At 69.1% G+C, this 16,755-nt stretch carries 16 protein-coding genes and 2 pseudogenes; 7 read left to right on the forward strand and 11 right to left on the reverse strand.

The genetic code is table 11. The annotated features are described in order from the left end of the window. The first annotated feature begins 9 nt into the window (after positions 1–9). From DI276_RS23380 to DI276_RS23390, 3 genes are read left to right on the forward strand one after another with little or no spacing between them, the layout of a single operon-like run. On the forward strand, positions 10–477 hold the full coding sequence (locus DI276_RS23380) for a hypothetical protein (RefSeq protein WP_232836857.1): 468 nt from the start codon (positions 10–12) through the stop codon (positions 475–477). Beyond that, a complete protein-coding gene (locus tag DI276_RS23385; protein ID WP_112266776.1) occupies positions 477–1,169 on the forward strand; it encodes a response regulator transcription factor in 693 nt (230 codons plus the stop codon). The genes DI276_RS23380 and DI276_RS23385 overlap by 1 nt, the downstream gene beginning before the upstream one ends. Next, positions 1,166–2,416, forward strand: a complete 1,251-nt coding sequence (locus DI276_RS23390) for a sensor histidine kinase (RefSeq protein ID WP_112266778.1) — start codon at positions 1,166–1,168, stop codon at positions 2,414–2,416. Before DI276_RS23385 ends, DI276_RS23390 begins: the two co-directional genes overlap by 4 nt. Before the next feature lie 9 nt (positions 2,417–2,425). On the opposite strand, the pseudogene DI276_RS53055 reads toward DI276_RS23390, so the two are convergent. From DI276_RS53055 to DI276_RS23405, 3 genes and pseudogenes are all read right to left on the reverse strand, one after another. Then, positions 2,426–2,623 (reverse strand): annotated as a pseudogene (locus tag DI276_RS53055) (YbiU family protein); the annotation flags it as partial. 67 nt (positions 2,624–2,690) lie between these two features. Next, the gene (gene dgoD / locus DI276_RS23400; protein WP_112266782.1) at positions 2,691–3,833 is read right to left on the reverse strand and encodes a galactonate dehydratase; all 1,143 of its coding nucleotides are present in this window, start codon (positions 3,831–3,833) and stop codon (positions 2,691–2,693) included. Next, on the reverse strand, positions 3,830–4,510 hold the full coding sequence (locus DI276_RS23405; protein ID WP_112266784.1) for an SDR family NAD(P)-dependent oxidoreductase: 681 nt from the start codon (positions 4,508–4,510) through the stop codon (positions 3,830–3,832). Before DI276_RS23405 ends, dgoD begins: the two co-directional genes overlap by 4 nt. A gap of 70 nt (positions 4,511–4,580) precedes the next feature. On the opposite strand from DI276_RS23405, the gene DI276_RS23410 reads away from it, so the two are divergent. Next, positions 4,581–5,171 carry a bifunctional 4-hydroxy-2-oxoglutarate aldolase/2-dehydro-3-deoxy-phosphogluconate aldolase gene (locus DI276_RS23410; RefSeq protein ID WP_112266786.1) on the forward strand — a complete coding sequence of 197 codons (591 nt, stop codon included), beginning with the start codon at positions 4,581–4,583 and terminating at the stop codon, positions 5,169–5,171. Here the strand turns inward: DI276_RS23410 and DI276_RS23415 are convergent. The 4 genes from DI276_RS23415 to DI276_RS23430 are packed head-to-tail and all read right to left on the reverse strand — an operon-like array spanning position 5,149 to position 9,996. Beyond that, entirely contained in the window at positions 5,149–7,101 is a 1,953-nt protein-coding gene (locus DI276_RS23415) for an alpha-galactosidase (RefSeq protein ID WP_112266789.1), read from the reverse strand. The two genes, DI276_RS23410 and DI276_RS23415, sit on opposite strands and share 23 nt — an antisense overlap. Further along, on the reverse strand, positions 7,098–7,907 hold the full coding sequence (locus DI276_RS23420) for a carbohydrate ABC transporter permease (protein ID WP_112266791.1): 810 nt from the start codon (positions 7,905–7,907) through the stop codon (positions 7,098–7,100). Before DI276_RS23420 ends, DI276_RS23415 begins: the two co-directional genes overlap by 4 nt. Then, a complete protein-coding gene (locus tag DI276_RS23425; RefSeq protein ID WP_112267649.1) occupies positions 7,907–8,731 on the reverse strand; it encodes a carbohydrate ABC transporter permease in 825 nt (274 codons plus the stop codon). The genes DI276_RS23420 and DI276_RS23425 overlap by 1 nt, the downstream gene beginning before the upstream one ends. 2 nt (positions 8,732–8,733) lie before the next feature. Then, the gene (locus DI276_RS23430) at positions 8,734–9,996 is read right to left on the reverse strand and encodes an ABC transporter substrate-binding protein (protein ID WP_112266793.1); all 1,263 of its coding nucleotides are present in this window, start codon (positions 9,994–9,996) and stop codon (positions 8,734–8,736) included. Between the two features lie 78 nt (positions 9,997–10,074). On the opposite strand from DI276_RS23430, the gene DI276_RS23435 reads away from it, so the two are divergent. Together DI276_RS23435 and sph are read left to right on the forward strand one after the other, a co-directional pair. Further along, positions 10,075–10,761 carry a FadR/GntR family transcriptional regulator gene (locus DI276_RS23435; protein ID WP_112266795.1) on the forward strand — a complete coding sequence of 229 codons (687 nt, stop codon included), beginning with the start codon at positions 10,075–10,077 and terminating at the stop codon, positions 10,759–10,761. Between the two features lie 76 nt (positions 10,762–10,837). Beyond that, the gene (gene sph, locus DI276_RS23440) at positions 10,838–11,761 is read left to right on the forward strand and encodes a sphingomyelin phosphodiesterase (protein ID WP_112266797.1); all 924 of its coding nucleotides are present in this window, start codon (positions 10,838–10,840) and stop codon (positions 11,759–11,761) included. On the opposite strand, the gene DI276_RS23445 is transcribed toward sph, so the two are convergent. From DI276_RS23445 to DI276_RS23460, 4 genes and pseudogenes are all read right to left on the reverse strand, one after another. After that, positions 11,754–12,065, reverse strand: coding sequence for a DUF6968 family protein (locus DI276_RS23445; protein ID WP_112266799.1), 312 nt, complete (start codon positions 12,063–12,065; stop codon positions 11,754–11,756). The genes sph and DI276_RS23445 overlap by 8 nt on opposite strands. A 4-nt stretch (positions 12,066–12,069) precedes the next feature. Then, positions 12,070–14,403 carry a DUF6493 family protein gene (locus tag DI276_RS23450; RefSeq protein WP_112266801.1) on the reverse strand — a complete coding sequence of 778 codons (2,334 nt, stop codon included), beginning with the start codon at positions 14,401–14,403 and terminating at the stop codon, positions 12,070–12,072. Beyond that, positions 14,400–15,680 carry an SWIM zinc finger family protein gene (locus DI276_RS23455; RefSeq protein WP_112266803.1) on the reverse strand — a complete coding sequence of 427 codons (1,281 nt, stop codon included), beginning with the start codon at positions 15,678–15,680 and terminating at the stop codon, positions 14,400–14,402. The genes DI276_RS23450 and DI276_RS23455 overlap by 4 nt, the downstream gene beginning before the upstream one ends. A gap of 9 nt (positions 15,681–15,689) precedes the next feature. After that, a pseudogene (locus DI276_RS23460) lies at positions 15,690–16,007 on the reverse strand (diaminopimelate decarboxylase); the annotation flags it as partial. A gap of 121 nt (positions 16,008–16,128) precedes the next feature. Here DI276_RS23460 and DI276_RS23465 point away from each other — a divergent pair. After that, a complete protein-coding gene (locus DI276_RS23465) occupies positions 16,129–16,722 on the forward strand; it encodes a nucleoside/nucleotide kinase family protein (RefSeq protein ID WP_198680841.1) in 594 nt (197 codons plus the stop codon). Positions 16,723–16,755 lie beyond the last annotated feature (33 nt).

Consider the following 16,755-nt stretch of genomic DNA (forward strand, 5'->3'; position numbering starts at 1 on the left):
GAGATTTCTGTGACCAACCCACTCGACCAGCCGCTCGAGAACGACATCTCGGCAGAACTGAAGGAGCGCAAGACCGGATTCGGCAAGTCCACGATCATCCTGGGTGTCGCGGTGCTCGCCATCGTCGCGTTCGTCGGCGGGGTGTTCGTGCAGAAGTCCTTCGGCTCCGCGCAAACTCTCCAGAACGCCGCACGCCAGTTCAACGGCACGCCGCCGACGGGTGGGCAGCAGCGGGGCAACGGCGGGCGCGGCACCATCGGCACGATCGACCGCATCGAGGGCACGACCGTCTACGTGAAGACGATGAACGGCCAGATCGTCAAGGTGTCCACTTCGGACTCGACGAAGGTGGAGGTCACGACCGAGGGCAAGCTCGACGACCTGAAGGCCGGCCAGCAGGTCGTCGTGCAAGGTCAGGCGGGTGAGGACGGCACGGTGAACGGGCAGACCATCACGCAGCGGCCGACGACCGGGTGATGCAGGATCAACGCGTGGAACGTGGCCGGCTGCTCGTCGTCGAGGACGAACCCAGCATCCGCGAGCTGCTGTGCGCGAGCCTGCGGTTCGCCGGGTTCGCCGTGTCCAGCGCGGCGACCGGCGGCGAAGCGCTGACAGCTGCCCGCGTCGAGTCGCCCGATCTGGTGCTGCTCGACGTGATGCTGCCCGACCGCGACGGGTTCGAGGTGGTGCGGCGGCTGCGTTCCAGCGGTGTGCGGGTGCCGGTGCTCTACCTGACCGCGCGGGACAGCACGGACGACCGCATCACCGGCCTGACGATCGGCGGCGACGGGTACATCACCAAGCCGTTCAGCCTGGAGGAGGTCATCGCCCGCGTGACGGCCGTGCTGCGCCGTACCCGGCCCGGGCACGAAAGCGAGCAGCTGACGTGCGGTGACCTGTCGCTGGACGTGGAGAGCCACATCGTGCGGCGCGGGTCGAGGGTCGTCGAGCTGTCGCCGACGGAGTTCCGGTTGCTGCACTACCTGATGCGGAACTCCGGGCGGGTGCTGTCGAAGGCGCAGATCCTCGACCAGGTGTGGCCGAACGACTTCGACGGCGACGTCGGCGTGGTCGAGTCGTACATCTCGTACCTGCGGCGCAAAGTGGACGCTTCGGAGCCGCGGCTGATCCACACCGTCCGCGGCATCGGGTACATGATTCGCCCATGACGTTGCGCGCGCGGCTCGTGGTCGTGCTCGTCGCCCTGGTGGCCGCGGGCCTGTTCAGCACGTGGCTGATCGGCTCGCAGGTGATGGAGCGATACCTCCTCGGCCAGGTCGACGCGCGGCTGGATCGGGTGGTGTCGATGCCGCGGACGTTGCCCCTGCGCGACAACATGGTGCTGCGCGACGCGAACGGGGTCGTGGCGGGCACGCCGGTCGAGGGACTGCCTGGGTACGGGACGTTGAAGCCCGGCGAGCACGTCACGTCCGGCACGCACCGGATCGTGATGCGGCAGTTCGACGGCGCGGAGCTGGTCGCGGTGGCGGACCAGTCGGACGTCGACAAGGCGGTCGGCGACCTGCGGCTGGCGTTCCTGCTGATCAGCCTCGGCGCGTTGATCCTGGTGGGGATGGCCGGGTACGTGCTGGTGCGGTCGTCCACGCGGGCGTTGGAGGAGGTCGAGCAGGTCGCCGGCGAGATCGCGGCCGGAGACCTTTCTCGGCGGGTGCCCGTGCGGCGGCCCGGTAGCGAGGTCGGGCGGCTGGCTTCGGCGCTGAACACGATGCTCGGGCAGATCGAGCAGGCGTTCGCGGTGCGGGTGTCGTCGGAGAACCGGATGCGTCAGTTCGTCGCCGACGCGTCGCACGAGCTGCGAACGCCGTTGACGTCGATTCGGGGCTATGCCGAGCTTTACCGGCAGGGCGCGGCTCCGGATCCGGCCGAGGTGTTGCGGCGCATCGAGGACCAGGCGTCCCGGATGGGGTTGCTGGTCGACGATTTGCTTCAGCTGGCGCGGCTGGATTCCGCACAGCCACTGGTGTTGTCCACTGTGGACCTCGTGGTGCTGGTGACCGATGCGGTGGTCGAGGCGAGGGTGCGGGATCCTGAGCGCACGGTGTCGCTGGAGCTTCCTGGCGAGCCGGTGCTGGTGCAGGGGGACGAGGCTCGGGTGCGGCAGGTGCTGACCAACCTGCTCGACAACGCCCTGACGCACACGCCTGCCGGCTCGCCGATCGAGGTTCGGCTTTCTGACTCCGCGATCGAAGTGGCTGATCACGGGCCTGGGATGGCCGCTGAGCAGGCTTCACGGGTGTTCGAACGGTTCTACCGCGCGGATTCCGCTCGTGGGCCGGGTGGGAGCGGGCTGGGGCTGGCGATCGTGGCGGCGTTGGTGGCTGCGCACGGCTGGAAGGTTGAACTGGACACCGCGCCTGGTGAGGGCGCGGTGTTCCGGGTGCTGTTCGGGTCGTGACCAAGTCCGTTCGTGGTGCTCCGCAGGAAAGTCGCTCGGGCTGGAGCCGGTCGCGCGGGCTTGCGCGATCTCCTCGGCGTAGCGCTCGTTGCGCGGGCACCAAGGCGCGGCCGGGATGTACATGACGTTGCCCCAGCCTTGTTGGCCGGTGACCGGCGCGACCGCGGCGTCGGTCGTATCGCCGTCGTTGGCCGGCGCGCGGCCCATGCGTTGGAGCAGCTGAGGACCGCGCTGGTCGAGGCCGCTAGACCACGGTGAAGCACGTTCTGGCAGGTCACCACTCGGCGAACGAGCCGTCGTCGTGCCGCCAGACCGGCGACCGCCACGAGTGCCCTATCTCCGCGGCCCTGCGCACCGCCGCCTCGTCGACCTCGACCCCCAGCCCCGGCCCGGTCGGCCGCGCGATCCAGCCGTCCACCACCCGCACCGGCGCCATGTCCACCAGGTAGGTGGGATCGGTGCCGTTGTAGTGCATGCCGACACTCTGTTCCTGGATCAGGAAGTTCGGCGTCGTGAACGCCACCTGCAGCGACGCCGCCAGCGAGATCGGCCCGAGTGGACAATGCGGCGCGATCGACGCCCCGTAGATCTCCGCCAGCGAGCCGATGCGCCGCAGTTCGGAGATGCCGCCGGCGTGCGACGGATCGGGCTGCACCACCGCCACACCCGCGTCCAGCACGGGCTTGAACTCCCAGCGCGAGTACAGCCGCTCCCCCGTCGCGATCGGCACGGTCGAGGCTTGGACCACGGATGCCAGCACGTCGGCCGGCAGCTCGGGCAGCACCGGTTCCTCGACGAACATCGGCTGCACCTCCTCGAGCATGCGCACCAGACGTCGTGCCATGGCAGGAGAAACGCGACCGTGGAAGTCGATGGCCAAGTCGCCGTCCGGTCCCAGCGCGAGGCGAGCCTGACGCGCACGTTCCAGCACGGCATGAGCTTCGGCAGGCGACGCGATGGGCCGCATCTCGGCGGTGGCGTTCATCTTCACCGCGGTGAAGCCTTCGGAAACCTGCTGGGCGACCGCCTCGTGGACACCGTCCGGCCGGTCGCCGCCCACCCACGAGTAGGCGCGGACGCGGTCGCGGACCGGGCCGCCCAGCAGCTCGTGCACGGGCAGGCCGCGCGCTTTGCCGGCGATGTCCCACAACGCGTGGTCGTAGCCGGAGAGCGCCGACGACAGCACCGGGCCACCGCGGTAGAAACCGCCGCGCCGCAGGACCTGCCAGAGGTCCTCGACGCGCAACGGGTCCTGGCCGATCACCAGCTCGGCGAGCTCGTGCACGGCCGCGCGGACCGTCTCGGCCCTGCCCTCGACCACGGGCTCGCCCCAGCCGCTCACCCCTTCGTCGGTGCTCACCTTGAGGAACAACCAGCGGGGCTCGACCAGGAACGTCTCGACCGCCGTCACCTTCATGAACTGTCCTTCGCCGCGGACCAGCCGCCGTCGACCAGAATCTCCGCGCCCGTCACGAACGACGCCCCCGGAGACAACAGAAAACCGATCACCGAAGCCACCTCGGCCGGGTCGCCGAGGCGGCCGGCCGGGGTGGCCCGGGCACTGCGTTCGCGATCCTCTTCCGACACCCGGTCCCACGCCGCCGTCAGCACGGGACCGGGCAGCACCGCGTTCACCCGGACGTCCGGCGCGTACTCGACGGCGAGTTGGCGGGTGAGTGCTACCAGGCCGCCCTTCGAGGCCGCGTACGCGCCGTGGCCGGGGATGCCGAAGTGCGCGTGCACCGATGAGACCAGCACGACGGAACCACCGCGCTCACGCAGTGACGGCAGGCAGGCCTGGAGGCCGTGGAAGGCGCCGCCGAGGTTGACCGCGAGCTGCCGTTCCCACTCGGCAGGAGAGGTGGCGTCGAGTGGCTTGACCGCGACCGTGAAGGCGTTGCTCACCAACGCGTCCACGCCGCCGTCGCTCAGCTCGACCGCTCGCCGCCACGTCTCCGGATCGCTGACGTCGCCTTTCACCGCGACGTCACCGGTGATGTCGATGCCGATCACCCGATACCCGTTGTCGGTCAGGTGCTGTGCCGTGGCGGCACCGATTCCCGCTGCCGCACCCGACACCACCGCGCACTTCATGCAGGTTCTCCTAGAGCTGGTAGGCCGAAGCCTACAATAATTCGTAATTTATGTGTAGTAGGCTGACGGGGTGGGCTACCGCTACGAGATCATCCAGGCTGTGGTGCGACAGGGCATCATCGCGATCATCCGCACCGGCGACACCGCTTCTGCTGTTCAGGCCGCTGTTCCGTTGCTGGACGCGGGTCTCGAGGCGCTTGAGCTTCCGTTGACCAACCCTGGTGCGTTGGACGCGATCCGGCAGCTGCGCTTGGACTATCCAGACGCGACGATCGGCGCGGGTTCCGTGCTGGACGAGGCTTCCGCGGTGGCCGCTGTGCGTGCGGGCGCGCAGTTCCTGGTGGCGCCCAACCTGGACGTGTCGGTGATCCGGGCGGGCCATCGCTACGGGGCGGCCGTGTTGCCGGGTGCGGGCACCGTTTCCGAGGTCGTGCAGGCGCTGGAGGCCGGGGCGGACGCGGTGAAGGTGTTCCCCGCGCCGACGCCTCAATGGGTCAAGGACGTGCTCGCCGTGCTGCCGTATGCGCCGCTGGTGCCGACCGGTGGGGTGGCGCCGCCGGACGTACCTGCGTGGCTCGAAGCGGGCGCGGTGGCGTGCGGGGTCGGTTCGGCCCTCGCCCGCACGCCGATCGAGGAGATCAAGGCCCTGGTACGGGCCTGAGGACGACCACTTCAGCGTCATTGGTGAGCGACCAGTTCAGCGGCAAGCCGACGTACGTCAGGTGCGCGGCCGAATACACGTCACCGTTTTCATCCACATAGGACTGTGCGGTCAGCCCCTTCAGCTTCACCCGCGACGACTGGCCGGGCACAATCGGCACCCCTGTCAGCGTCCCGGTGTTCCAGGCCAGCACGACCACACGATCAGCGCCGGAGTACTGGACCGCGTCGTCCAGCAGATGCGCCTCACCCGTGTGCACGACATCGCGGATGTCCTTGTACTTCTTGATGAGCACGGCGGCTTCTTCGCGTTCCTCCTGCGACCATTGGCGAACATCGGCACCAATGCCCAGCACACCTGCCATCGCGAGCACGAACCGGAACTTCAACGAGCGCGGCCGGGCGTCGAAGATCCCAGGCGCGTCAGTCACCCAAGACGACATCAGGTGCGGCGCGTGCATGTGCAGGAACCCGCGCTGGATCTTCAACCGGTCCAGCGGCGCGGTGTTGTCGCTGGGCCACACCACGTCCACCCGGCCGGTGGTGGCCAGGTCGGTACGGCCGCCGCCACCCGCGCAGCCCTCGACCAGCACGTGCGGGTGGTTGACGCGCAGGTGGTCGAGCACGCGCCAGTAGTTGCGGACGTGGGCGTTGTCGAGCTCGCCGGCGCGTTCGGTGGCGGGGCGGTTCATGTCCCACTTCAGGTAGCTGATCCGGTACTCGGTCAGCAGGCGGTCCAGTGTGGACACGACGAACTCGAACACCTCGGGCAGACCGAGGTTGAGCAGCAGCTGGTTGCGGATCAGCGTGGGCTCGCGGCCGGCGGTCCGGTACACCCAGTCCGGGTGGTCGGCGTAGAGCTGCGACTTCGGGCTCACGCACTCCGGTTCGACCCACAACCCGAACTCCAGGCCCATCCCGCGCACGTCCTCGACGAACCTGCCGAAGTCCGGCGACTCCGGGTACCAGTCGCCGAGGCCACCGGTGTCGTCGTGGCGGCCGACGAACCAGCCGTCGTCGACCACGAACAGCTCGACACCGAGGTCGGCGGCGATCCGCGCCAGTTGGAGCTGACGGGGCAGGTCGACGTCGAATCCCGTGGCCTCCCAAGAGTTGTAGAGGACGGGCTTCCGCCCAGGCCTCGATCGCAGCCGGTCGTAGGCATGCCAGACCCGTGCCAGGCCGTCCGTCGAGTACGCCAGCGCCACCTCAGGCGTCGTGACGGTCTCCCCCGGCCCGACCACGACCGGGCCGAGCATTCCGGCACGCACACGCGTGAGTCCGGACGGCTCGACCTCGGCGGTGATCTCCCAGGACCCGGACCACGCCAGCGACACGCCCCACGTGTCGTCCACGGACAACCAGGGCGCGAAGTTGTGCCCGGGAACGCCGTAGGAGCTGCCGATCTTGAATCCACCCGCGGGCAGGGAAACGTGCTCCAGCTGGAACTCGCGCGCCCACTCACCGTGCAGAAAGGACAGTCGTGGGCTGCGAACCGGCAGGCACACGCCCGCCGATCCGATCCGGTCGAGACGCAGCTGCCCGCCGGACGTGTTGGTCAGCTCGACCCACCGCGCCAGCACGTCGACCTCGGTTTCGGGCCGGTAGCAGAGCACCGCGCGGAGTCCGGCCACCGCGTCGACGAACACCAGCCGCAGCACGCCACCGGACTCGATGGCGCCGTCGAACATGAACCACGAGTCGCCGGGAAGCTCCAGGTCAGCGCCGGTGAAGGGACGCTGGCCACGCGGCACGTACTCGACCGGTGCCGCATCGGCCTCGGTGATGAAGTGGATCTCGCCGAGGTTCTTGAGCGGCGACGGCCCGCACTCCACGCCGTGCGGACCCCACGCAACCAGTTCCGCCCACCGGCCGCCGGGTTCGACCGCCACCGTGTAGGAGGTGGTGGCCATCCTGAGCGTCCACGTCATTTGACTGCTCCCACCGCGAGTCCGGAGATGAAGTGCCGCTGGAACCGCAGGAACACCGCCACCGTCGGGACGGCCGCGATCACCGACCCGGCCGCGATGACGTTCCAGTTGGAGACGTACTGGCCCTGCAACGCGAGCAGCGCCGGCGTGACCGGCATGACGGACGACGACCGCAGCACGGTGATCGCCCACAGCAGGTCGTTGAAGATCCAGGTGAACGCCAGTGCGGCGAGAGCAGCCAGCGCGGGCCTCGTCATCGGCAGCACGATCCGCCAGAAGATCTGCACCGGACCGGCGCCGTCGATGGTCGCCGCCTCCTGCACCTCGTTCGGCATCGCGCGCATGAAACCCTGCAGCACGAACGTGTAGAAGCCGAGCCCGAACCCGACCTGCACGACGATCAACGCGATCAGCGTGTCGTAGATGCCGAGCAGCTCGGCCAGCTTCGACACCGGCACCAGCAGGATCTGCGGTGGCAGCAGGTTCCCGGCGAGCATCAACAGGATGATCGTCCGCCGGCCGGGGATCTCGAAGCGGCTCAACGCATAGGCCGCCGCGGAGCTCAACGCCAGCGACAGGAACACCGTCGGCACGGTCACCAGCACGCTGTTCCACATGGCCGACGCGCCGCCGTTCGTCCAGGCGTCACCGAACCCGGCGAGGGTGAACGACTGCGGGAACGCGGCCAGTCCGTTCGCGGCGATGTCGTCGAACGATCGCACCGCCGTGACCAGCACGGCCACGATCGGCAGCAGCCAGAGCACGGAGATCGTGCCCGCCACGGCGTGGAAAACTCGGTTCGACATCAGTTCTCCCGGAACGCGCGGACGAGGTAGGTCACGATCACGCCGAACGCCAGCACGAAGATGACCACGGCCAGAGCGCTCGCGTAGCCGAGCTTCAGCGACTGGAACGCGGTCGCGTACATGTAGGTGCTGAGCAGCTCGGACGAGTGGTAGGGCCCGCCGCGCGTCATCGACCACACCACGTCGAACGACCGCAGCGAGTCGATCACGATCACCGACAGCACGACCGAGTTGACCGATCGCAGCTGCGGCCAGGTGACGTGGGTGAACTTCTGCCAAGCCGTGGCACCGTCCAAAGTGGCCGCTTCGTACAGCCCGGGGTCGATCCCCTTGAGCCCGGCCAGGTACAGCACCATCACGTACCCGACCTGCCGCCACAGCGCCGGCACCAGCACCGCGTACAGCGCCGTGTCGGGGTCGGCGAGCGGACTGCTGTCGAAGATCCCGCCCGGCTGATACAGCACCTGCCAGATCAACGACGTGGCGACGAGCGAGAACACCACCGGCACGAACAACGCCGCCCGGTAGGCGCCGACGCCCCGGCGTTCCTTCTGCAGCAACACGGCCAGCCCGAGCCCGCCGGCCGCGGACAGCCCGCCGAACAGCACCAGCCAGATCGCGGTGTTGGTGACGGCGGTGTGGAACACCGGGTCGTCGATCATCCGGGAGAAGTTGCCCAGGCCGACGAACCGGGGTGCGGACACGCCGTCCCAGTTCGTCAGCGCGAGCCAGAAACCCTGCAGCGCGGGCCAGAAGACCCAGAACCCCTCCACCAGCAACGGCACGAGGACGAACAGGAGCAGGATCGGGGGAACACGGCGCATGATCAGGCCGACCACACCTGCTCGGCGGCCTTCTGCCAGGTCGCGAGGATCGAGTCGAGCTGGTCGGGCTGCTGGAGGAACTTCACCAGCGCCGCGTCGGCGGTCGGCTGCAGCGCGTCGCTGGAGTCGCGGTTGAAGAACTGGGTGATCTCCGCAGCCTCCTTGAGATGCGCGCGGCCCTTCTGCACCAGCGGTGTGCCAGTGTCCTTGGCGCCCGGATGCGTCGGCAGGACCGTGCCTGACGAGGCCTTGAGGTAGACCTCCTGGCCCTCCGCCGTCGCCGCGTAGGTCAGGAACTCCTTGAGCTCCTTGACGTGCGGGGACCTGGCGCTCGCGAAGAACCCGTCGGTCGGCCCCTCCTCGGCGAGCGGCACCTTCGGGTCGATGATCGGGAACCGGAAGAAGTCGATGTCGTCGATCGCGTCCTTCGGTGCCGCGTCGGCGAAGAACGCGCCGGTGAGCAGCATGCCCGTGCGGCCCTGCAGCATTGCGGTCGTCGCCTCCTGGAAGCCGATCGCGGTGCCGTTCGGGTCGGTGTACGGCAGCACTTCGCGCCACGGCGTGAAGATCGCCTTGACCTTCGGGTCGTCGAACCGCTGCTTGCCCGCGAGGAGCTCGCGGTGAAACGGCGCGCCGTTGATGCGGATGTTGAAGTAGTCGAACCAGCTGGACGCGGTCCACGGCGAGTCGGCGCCCGCACCCATGCCGAGCGGGACGACTCCCTTGCCCTGCAGCGTTTGGCAGAGCGCGACGAACTCCTGCCACGTCTTCGGCGGCGTGACGCCCCACCTGGCGAAGTTGGACTTGCGGTAGAAGAAGCCCCACCAGTAGTAGGTGGTCGGCACGAAGACCTTGCCGCTCAACGTCTTGAACGCCTGCGGGTAGTCGCCCATGGTCTGCCAGACGTCGCTGACGTCGAGCAGCAGGCCCTTCTCCTCGTAGCCCTTGAGCAGCGAACCGGGGTACCAGGTGAAGAGGTCGGGCGGGTTGGCCGAGGTGAGGTAGCTCGGCAGCTGGGTGCGGAAGGTCTCGGACGCCACGGTGTTGACCGAGACCTGCGCACCCCTCCTGTCGTTGAACGCCTTCACCAGCGCCTCGATCGCCGCTTTCGCCGCGGGCGCCGAGAGGTTCGACTGGATCGTGGCCGTGCCCGCGGTCTGCGCGACCGGGCCGGAAGACGCCGACGTGGCGCAGGATGCTGTGCCGCTGACCAGCAGTCCAGCGCCCGCGGCAGCGGTGACGCGGAGGAAGTGACGCCTGTCCATGGCGCCCAAGACTGCGCTTCGCCCATGATCAAGTCAAGAATAATTCATAATTTATGATGTGCCGTATGATCTGGCCCCATGAGCGAGAAGCGGCTGCGTGGCGTGCACGGCCAGACCGTCGAGGCGCTGGCCGGCCGGATCCTCGCCGGCGAAATCGGCGAGGGCGACACCCTCGACCTCCCGGCGCTGCGCGAAGAACTGGACGTGTCGCTGACGGCGCTGCGTGAGGCGCTGAAGGTGCTGACGGCCAAGGGCATGATCGACGCCAGGCAGAAGCGCGGCACGTTCGTGCAGCCGCGCTCGTCGTGGAACCTGCTCGACACCGACGTGATGCGCTGGCAGACCCAGGCCGACGCCGACCACGGCCTGTTCGACGAGCTCACCGAGATGCGCGTGATCGTCGAACCCGCCGCCGCTCGCCTGGCCGCCGAGCGCGCGTCCGACGCCGACATCGAGGCGCTTTCGGCCGCGTTGGACCGGATGGCCGCGGCCCGCGACCTGGCCGCGACCGTGCGGGCGGACCTCGACTTCCACCGGCTGCTGATGGCCGCCACGCACAACGCGTTCCTGACGCAGGTCGAGCGGATCATCGCGATCGGGCTGGCCGAGCGGGACAAGCTCGTGCACGGCCGCGTCGAGGACGACCCGGTGCCCTCGCACCGCGCGGTTGTCGCTGCGATCGCGGCGCGTGACCCGGAGTCGGCGTACGAGGCGATGCGCGCGCTGGTCGACAAGTCGGGCGCGGACCTCGACCGGTTGCGGTGAAGTTCATCAACGCTTGATCGATACGACACGGTTGTCCGGTTGTGAAGGATCCTCACGTCCTTCACCATCTGGCTCCATGCGCCTGATCACGCTCGCCGCCGCCGTCGTGCTCACGATCTCGGCCGCACCCGCGGTCGCGGCCCCGGCCGCCCCGAAGATCGCCACCTACAACGTCTTCATGCTGTCCAGGAACCTCTACCCGAACTGGGGTCAGCTCACGCGGGCCGACCTGATCGACAGCACCGGTGTGGTGAACGGCCAGGACGTGGTCGTGCTCAACGAGGCGTTCGACAACGCCGCCTCCGACCGGTTGCTGGCCAACCTCCGCGACACCTACCCGCACCAGACGCCGGTGCTGGGACGCAGCACCGCCGGCTGGGATCAGACGTCGGGTTCCTACAGTTCCTCGACGCCAGAAGACGGCGGAGTCGCCGTGGTGAGCCGGTGGCCGATCACGACGCGTGTGCAGCACGTGTACCGCGGCGGGTGCGGCGCGGACTGGTTCTCCAACAAGGGCTTCGCCTACGTCCGGATCGAGGCGCCGACCGGGCCGCTGCACGTGATCGGCACCCACCTGCAGGCCGAGGACTCCACCTGCACGTCCGCGCCGGCCGGGCATCGGGCGGCACAACTTGCCGAGATCAGGGCGTTCCTGGATGCGCGGAACATCCCCGCTTTCGAACCGGTGTACGTGGCGGGTGACATGAACGTCGTCAAGGCGAGCGACGAGTACCCGCGCATGGTCGCCGAACTGGCCGCCGCCACGCCGGAGATCGGCGGGCACCCCTTCTCGTGGGACTGCGCGGACAACAGCGTCTGCCGCGACCAGTACGGGCCGGAGTACGCCTCGGAGCACCTCGACTACGTGCTGACGATCCAGGGACCGGTGCTGCGCAACGAGACGCGGCGCGTGAAGAGTCCTGAGTGGTCGATCTGGTCGTGGGGCCGCAAGTACACCTACACGGACTTCTCCGACCACTACCCGGTGTTCGCTAGCTGAGCACCGGCGCGACGGTCAGGCCGAGCTCTGGCATGCCCAGCCAGTCGAGGGTGCTGTCCGACTCGGCCAGCTTCGTGCGCACGGCGAAGACGCTGAGCAGCAGCGCCTGCAACGAGTCCACGCCATACGCGGCCTGCACGGTGTCGTCGCCCAGACCGACGATCTGATGTGGACACTCCCAGTCGCCGGTGCTGCTCAACGGGTCGGGGCGAGGCGCACCGAACCTGATCACCACCTCGAAGCGGGATCCGTCCGGCGCAACGCCCTCGATCTGCCGTTCGGCGACGATCTCTCCCAGGTCCATGCCTTCAGCCTAGTGCGCTCGCCAGCCGCTTGGCCTGCACGACCGCCTTGCTCGAGCCCTTGCGTGCGGCGACCTCCGCCAGCCCGGCGATCTGGCCTCCCGGTTTGAGCTGCTGCGCGAGCTCGACCGCCAGCTCGAGCACGTCCGCCACGCGGTTGTGCGTCCACAGTTTCGGTAATGCGGCCACCAGGGCGTCCCAGATCTGCCGGGGCGCACCGGACCGGGCGGTGTCGCGCAGGCACGGCACGACTCGGTTCAGCGCGATGTCGCCGCGTGCAACCAGTTGTCCGGCGAGGTCGCCCAGCCTGCTGCCGTCGAGCTGGTCGCGGGCGGCGAGGATGAGCAGTGCGTCGACGGCGTGGGCGCGGTTCAGGGGTAGTTCGGCGGCGAGGCCGTAGGCGAGGGCGAGGTGCACGGCCAGTCCTGCCGTGCCGGCCTCCACGAGCAGCGGCAGCAGTGGGCCGTCGTTGTCCTTCGAGGCAGTTTGGTAGCGGAGGTGCGGGATCATGTGGGCGGCGACGATCTCCCGTTGCGCGGGCAGCACCGACGGCCACCACTCGATCATCGGGCCCCAGATGTCGTACTCGCGCAGCATGTTCTCGGGGTGTTCCAGACCGGGCGTGACGATCGCGAACAGGCCGGTGTCCTCGTAGCTGTAACCAGGTACTCGGAAGGTCCGTTCATCGATGGTGACCTCGAGATCGGTGTCGCGCGGCAGTCGGTCGTGGGCCTGCTGCAGGTCGAGCGGCCACGGTTCCCAGCCCTCCGCCTCGGCCTTGGCAAGGCGTTCGCGCAGCGTGGCGGGGTCGAGCAGGCCGGACGTCTCGGTCGGGGTCGAGACCAGGGCCGGGCGCGGAGAGCTGGCCACGCCTTTCGCGATCTCGCGCAGGCGCTTGGCGAGTTGCTCGGCCACCGAGCCGTACCGCGCTCGTTCGAGCTGCTTCAGCCACGCGCTGTCCGATTGCGGTGGTGCCGAGGACGCGGCGGCGATGATCGCGACGAGTTCCGTGCGGGGACCGCGCTTGGCGTAGTCGGCGTAGAAGTCGTAGGCGCTCTCGTCCAGGATCCACGGGTATTTGGCGTAGATCGGCTGGAACGCCTTGGCCACCGCTTCCCTGTCCTGCCAGGCGAACCGGACCACCGCCTCGATGATCCGTTCGGCGGTGATCGCACCCGTGGGCGCGGCATTGCGGCCGAACAGCGCCAGCACCTCGCGGGTCAGCTCGTCGAGCGTGGTGATCGGTTCGGGGAACGGCCTCGGTGCGAACGGGGCCAGTTCGACGGTTTCCGCTGTTGCGGCTTCGACACCGAGCTGGGCCGCGAGGTCGGGCGGCAACTGCTCCGCGTGTGCCAGCAGCTCTGGGGTGATCTTCGTCAGGTGCTTGGCGACCAACTTGACGGCCTGGCCGCGGATGTCGTCGGACTCGTGCGTGAACAGCTCCGCAACGGTCAGCACGACCTTGTCGGCGTACTTGCCGAGCCAGGTGAGCTGGGCGCGGATCAGCTTCTTCTCGGTGCGGCCGAACACCCAGCGGCTCGCTTCGAGCAGGAGTTCGAAGTCGAGCCGTCCCGCGTCGTCCAGCCGCTTCAGCTGGGCCTGCGCGTGTGTGGCGACGGTCGAGCGCGAGTCCGGCAGCATCGCGACGTAGTCCCGCGCGCGTTCTGCCACTTCGTCGATCGTGGGCTGGATGACCTCGTGCAGCGCGAGGAAGCCTTCCATCTCCTTGGCGCCGCCACCCTGCTGGAGTCGCGCGAGGCAGCCGTCGAGCAGCGTGCCCCGGTCCGCCTTGTCGTTCAGGAACGTCCGCCACTGCCGCACGTGCGCGAAGATCACGCCGGAGCCGACCACCTCGAGCAGGCGCGGGATCAGTGCGTCGAAACCCGGTCGCCAGCGCGTGTGGCCGCCGAAGTCCATGAAGTGCAAGAGGAAGCCGTCGGAGTCGGGCGGGTGGTCGCCGCAGAACTCCAGGATGACCCGCAGCAGATCCCGCCTGGTGAGGTCGCGCGGCAGCTTGGCGGCCAGTCTGGGGACCAGGTCCTGCACGAACTCCCGGCGACGCAGCACGTCGAGCAGCACGGCCAGAACGTCGTCCTGCCTGGACCAGATCTGGTTGCGCACGAGCCACGGCGCGAGCGTCGAGGCGTTCGGCAGCAGCCCGGCGCCCGCGATCGCCAGAGTCTGCCGGTGCTGCCAGCTCTCGTCACCCGCCCGGTGCTTCTTCTCGTACGCGACGAGCTGCGCGGCCAGTGCCTTGCGGTCGCTGACGTTCGCGAGCGCGGCGCCGAGGCCGGCGGAGTCATCGGCCTCGATGAACGCGCGGATGTCGTCGAACTTCACGCTTGTCTCCTGACGATGTCCGCAGCCAGCACGTGCTTGCACTTGCCGCGCCCACCGCGGTACTCGGCCCACCACTGACAGGTGCACGCGTCGCCGTTGACCCGGTAGTCGCCGACGAGTGCGGTGTCGCCGTCCCAGCTGACCGCGTTCTGCTCGACGAGCGCCTTCGCGTTGCGCAGCCTGGGGTTCATCGCCTGGACGTCCATGCCCTCGTACGGCAGCTCGCGGTGGAAGTACGCGGCCTCCGCCAGGTCGTAACCCACTCGTCCGGCCGTGCCGAGCTGCGCCAGCGCGTCCTTGACCCGGCTCGGCGCGAGCCCGGACCGTTCAGCCAGGTCCGCGATGTCCACCCGCGGCTCGAAGTCGAGCAGCGCGCCGACCAGTTCGGCGTCGGTGTCCGCGTCACCCGCCGCCAGTCCGTCGAGGACCGCACCCTCGCCGGACAGGCCGCGGTTGACCTCCGGGGACAGCACGAGCGTGAGCCGTTGCCCGCCCAGATCCACCTCCCAGCCACTCGCGACCGGCTGTCCGGTGGCCGGCGGCCCGTACAGGCGGACCGCTTTGGCGAAGCGCAGCAACGGGATCAGGGTCTCGAGGCGGTTCGGGCCGGCGAGGCACACCGCGTTGGCCGACGCCGACCCGCTGAGCCTCAAGCTCTTCCCGGACGGCACCGCCCACACCGCCGCGCGGCCCTTCGGCAGGGTCTTCAGGAACCGTTGGGCGTCGGCCTGCGCGAGTTCGGCTTTGAGGTCGAAGCGCGAGGTCAGCACCTGGGTCTCCGCGAACCCCCTGAGCCAGCGCGGCGGCAGCGGCACCTTCTTCTCGACGACCGCGCCGTCGAGCGTGCCGACCTCGACCTGATCAGGGCCGACGGTCAGGTGCAGCGGGTCGCCCTCGGTGACGCGGGCGAGCGCACGCCGAAGCGGCTCGTTGACGTCGACGTTGGTGGTGCCGCGGTCGTGCACCTCGCCGTCGAGCGCATCGCTCAGTACGTCGAGCCTCGCGTACACGCCGCAGCAGCCGGAGAACGACTCGAAGCGCAGGCGGTCGCCGTTGCACGTTACGACCGGATCGCGCAGGCGTTCGCTGGTGGGCTGGAAGTAGCGGGTGCCCGCGACCTTCGCGACGGCGAGCAACGCCGTGGCCGCCTGCTGCGCGTCCGCCAGGAACCCGGTGAAGAAGCGCGGGTTCGGCGCGCGGCCACCCGAGGTCTGCAGGCCCAGGGCATGCCGTGCCTCGTCGAGGCGCGAGTCGGCGACGTAGGCGTACGAGTGCATCCGCACACTTTAGGGAACGTACCGGCGCAACAGGTCCTCTTCGGTCTCCCTGCGCACGATCAGTCGCGCCACCCCGTCCTTCACCGCCACGACGGGCGGGCGGCCGACCTGGTTGTAGTTGGAGGCCAACGCGTGGTGGTACGCGCCCGTCACCGGCATCGCGAGCAAGTCACCCGCGTGGACGTCAGCAGGCAACATGCTCTCGGCGAGCACGTCACCGGCTTCACAGTGCCGCCCGACGACGGTCATGGGCTGCAGCCGGCCGCCGCGGCCGACCAGGCGGACCGCGTACTTGGCTCCGTACAAGGAAGGCCGCGGGTTGTCGCTCTAGGTCACGGACGCGTCCACACCGCCACGTGGTCCACGGCCATCGACCGGCCGGGCGTCGTCCGCGGAACAGGAGTCGTGTCTCGATCGTGCGGTCAACCGTTGTGAGATGGTCGGTACCGTGACACGACTGCTTGAGGACGTCGCCGACCGGTTGCCGTTGCGAGGCCTGGTGGCGGTCGACGGGGTAGATGGCGCGGGCAAGACGACGTTCTGCGACGCCTTGGCCGAGGTGCTGCGCGCACGTGGCCGGGCCGTGGTGCGGGCGTCCGTGGACGACTTTCACCACCCGCGCGCTCATCGCTGGCAGCGCGGCCGGACGTCGCCGGAGGGCTTCTTCCTCGACAGCTTCGACTACGAGCGGTTCGCGGAGTTGTTGCTCGTGCCGTTCGCCGCCGGCCGACCGTTCCGGCGGGCGAGCCACGACCTCGTGACCGACGCGTACGTGGACGCACCGGCGGAGGTCGCGCCGCCGTCCGCGCTCCTGCTGGTGGACGGGATCTTCCTGCACCGCGACGAGGTCGTGGACCACTGGGACTTCTCGGTGTTCCTGGACGTCGACTTCGCGGTGTCGGTGGCGCGCATGGCTGTGCGCGACGGCAGTCCGTCCGATCCGGACGATCCGCGCAACCGCCGGTACGTCGAGGGGCAGCGGCTGTACTTCGCGAAGTGCGATCCGGCCCGTCGCGCCGACCTCGTGCTCGACCACAACTGAAGTGCGGTGTCGGGGCCGAACGCGCGGAGGCCG

It is taken from the genome of Lentzea terrae (genome assembly GCF_003265345.1).
In the GTDB taxonomy this organism is placed as follows: Bacteria; Actinomycetota; Actinomycetes; order Mycobacteriales; family Pseudonocardiaceae; genus Lentzea; species Lentzea terrae.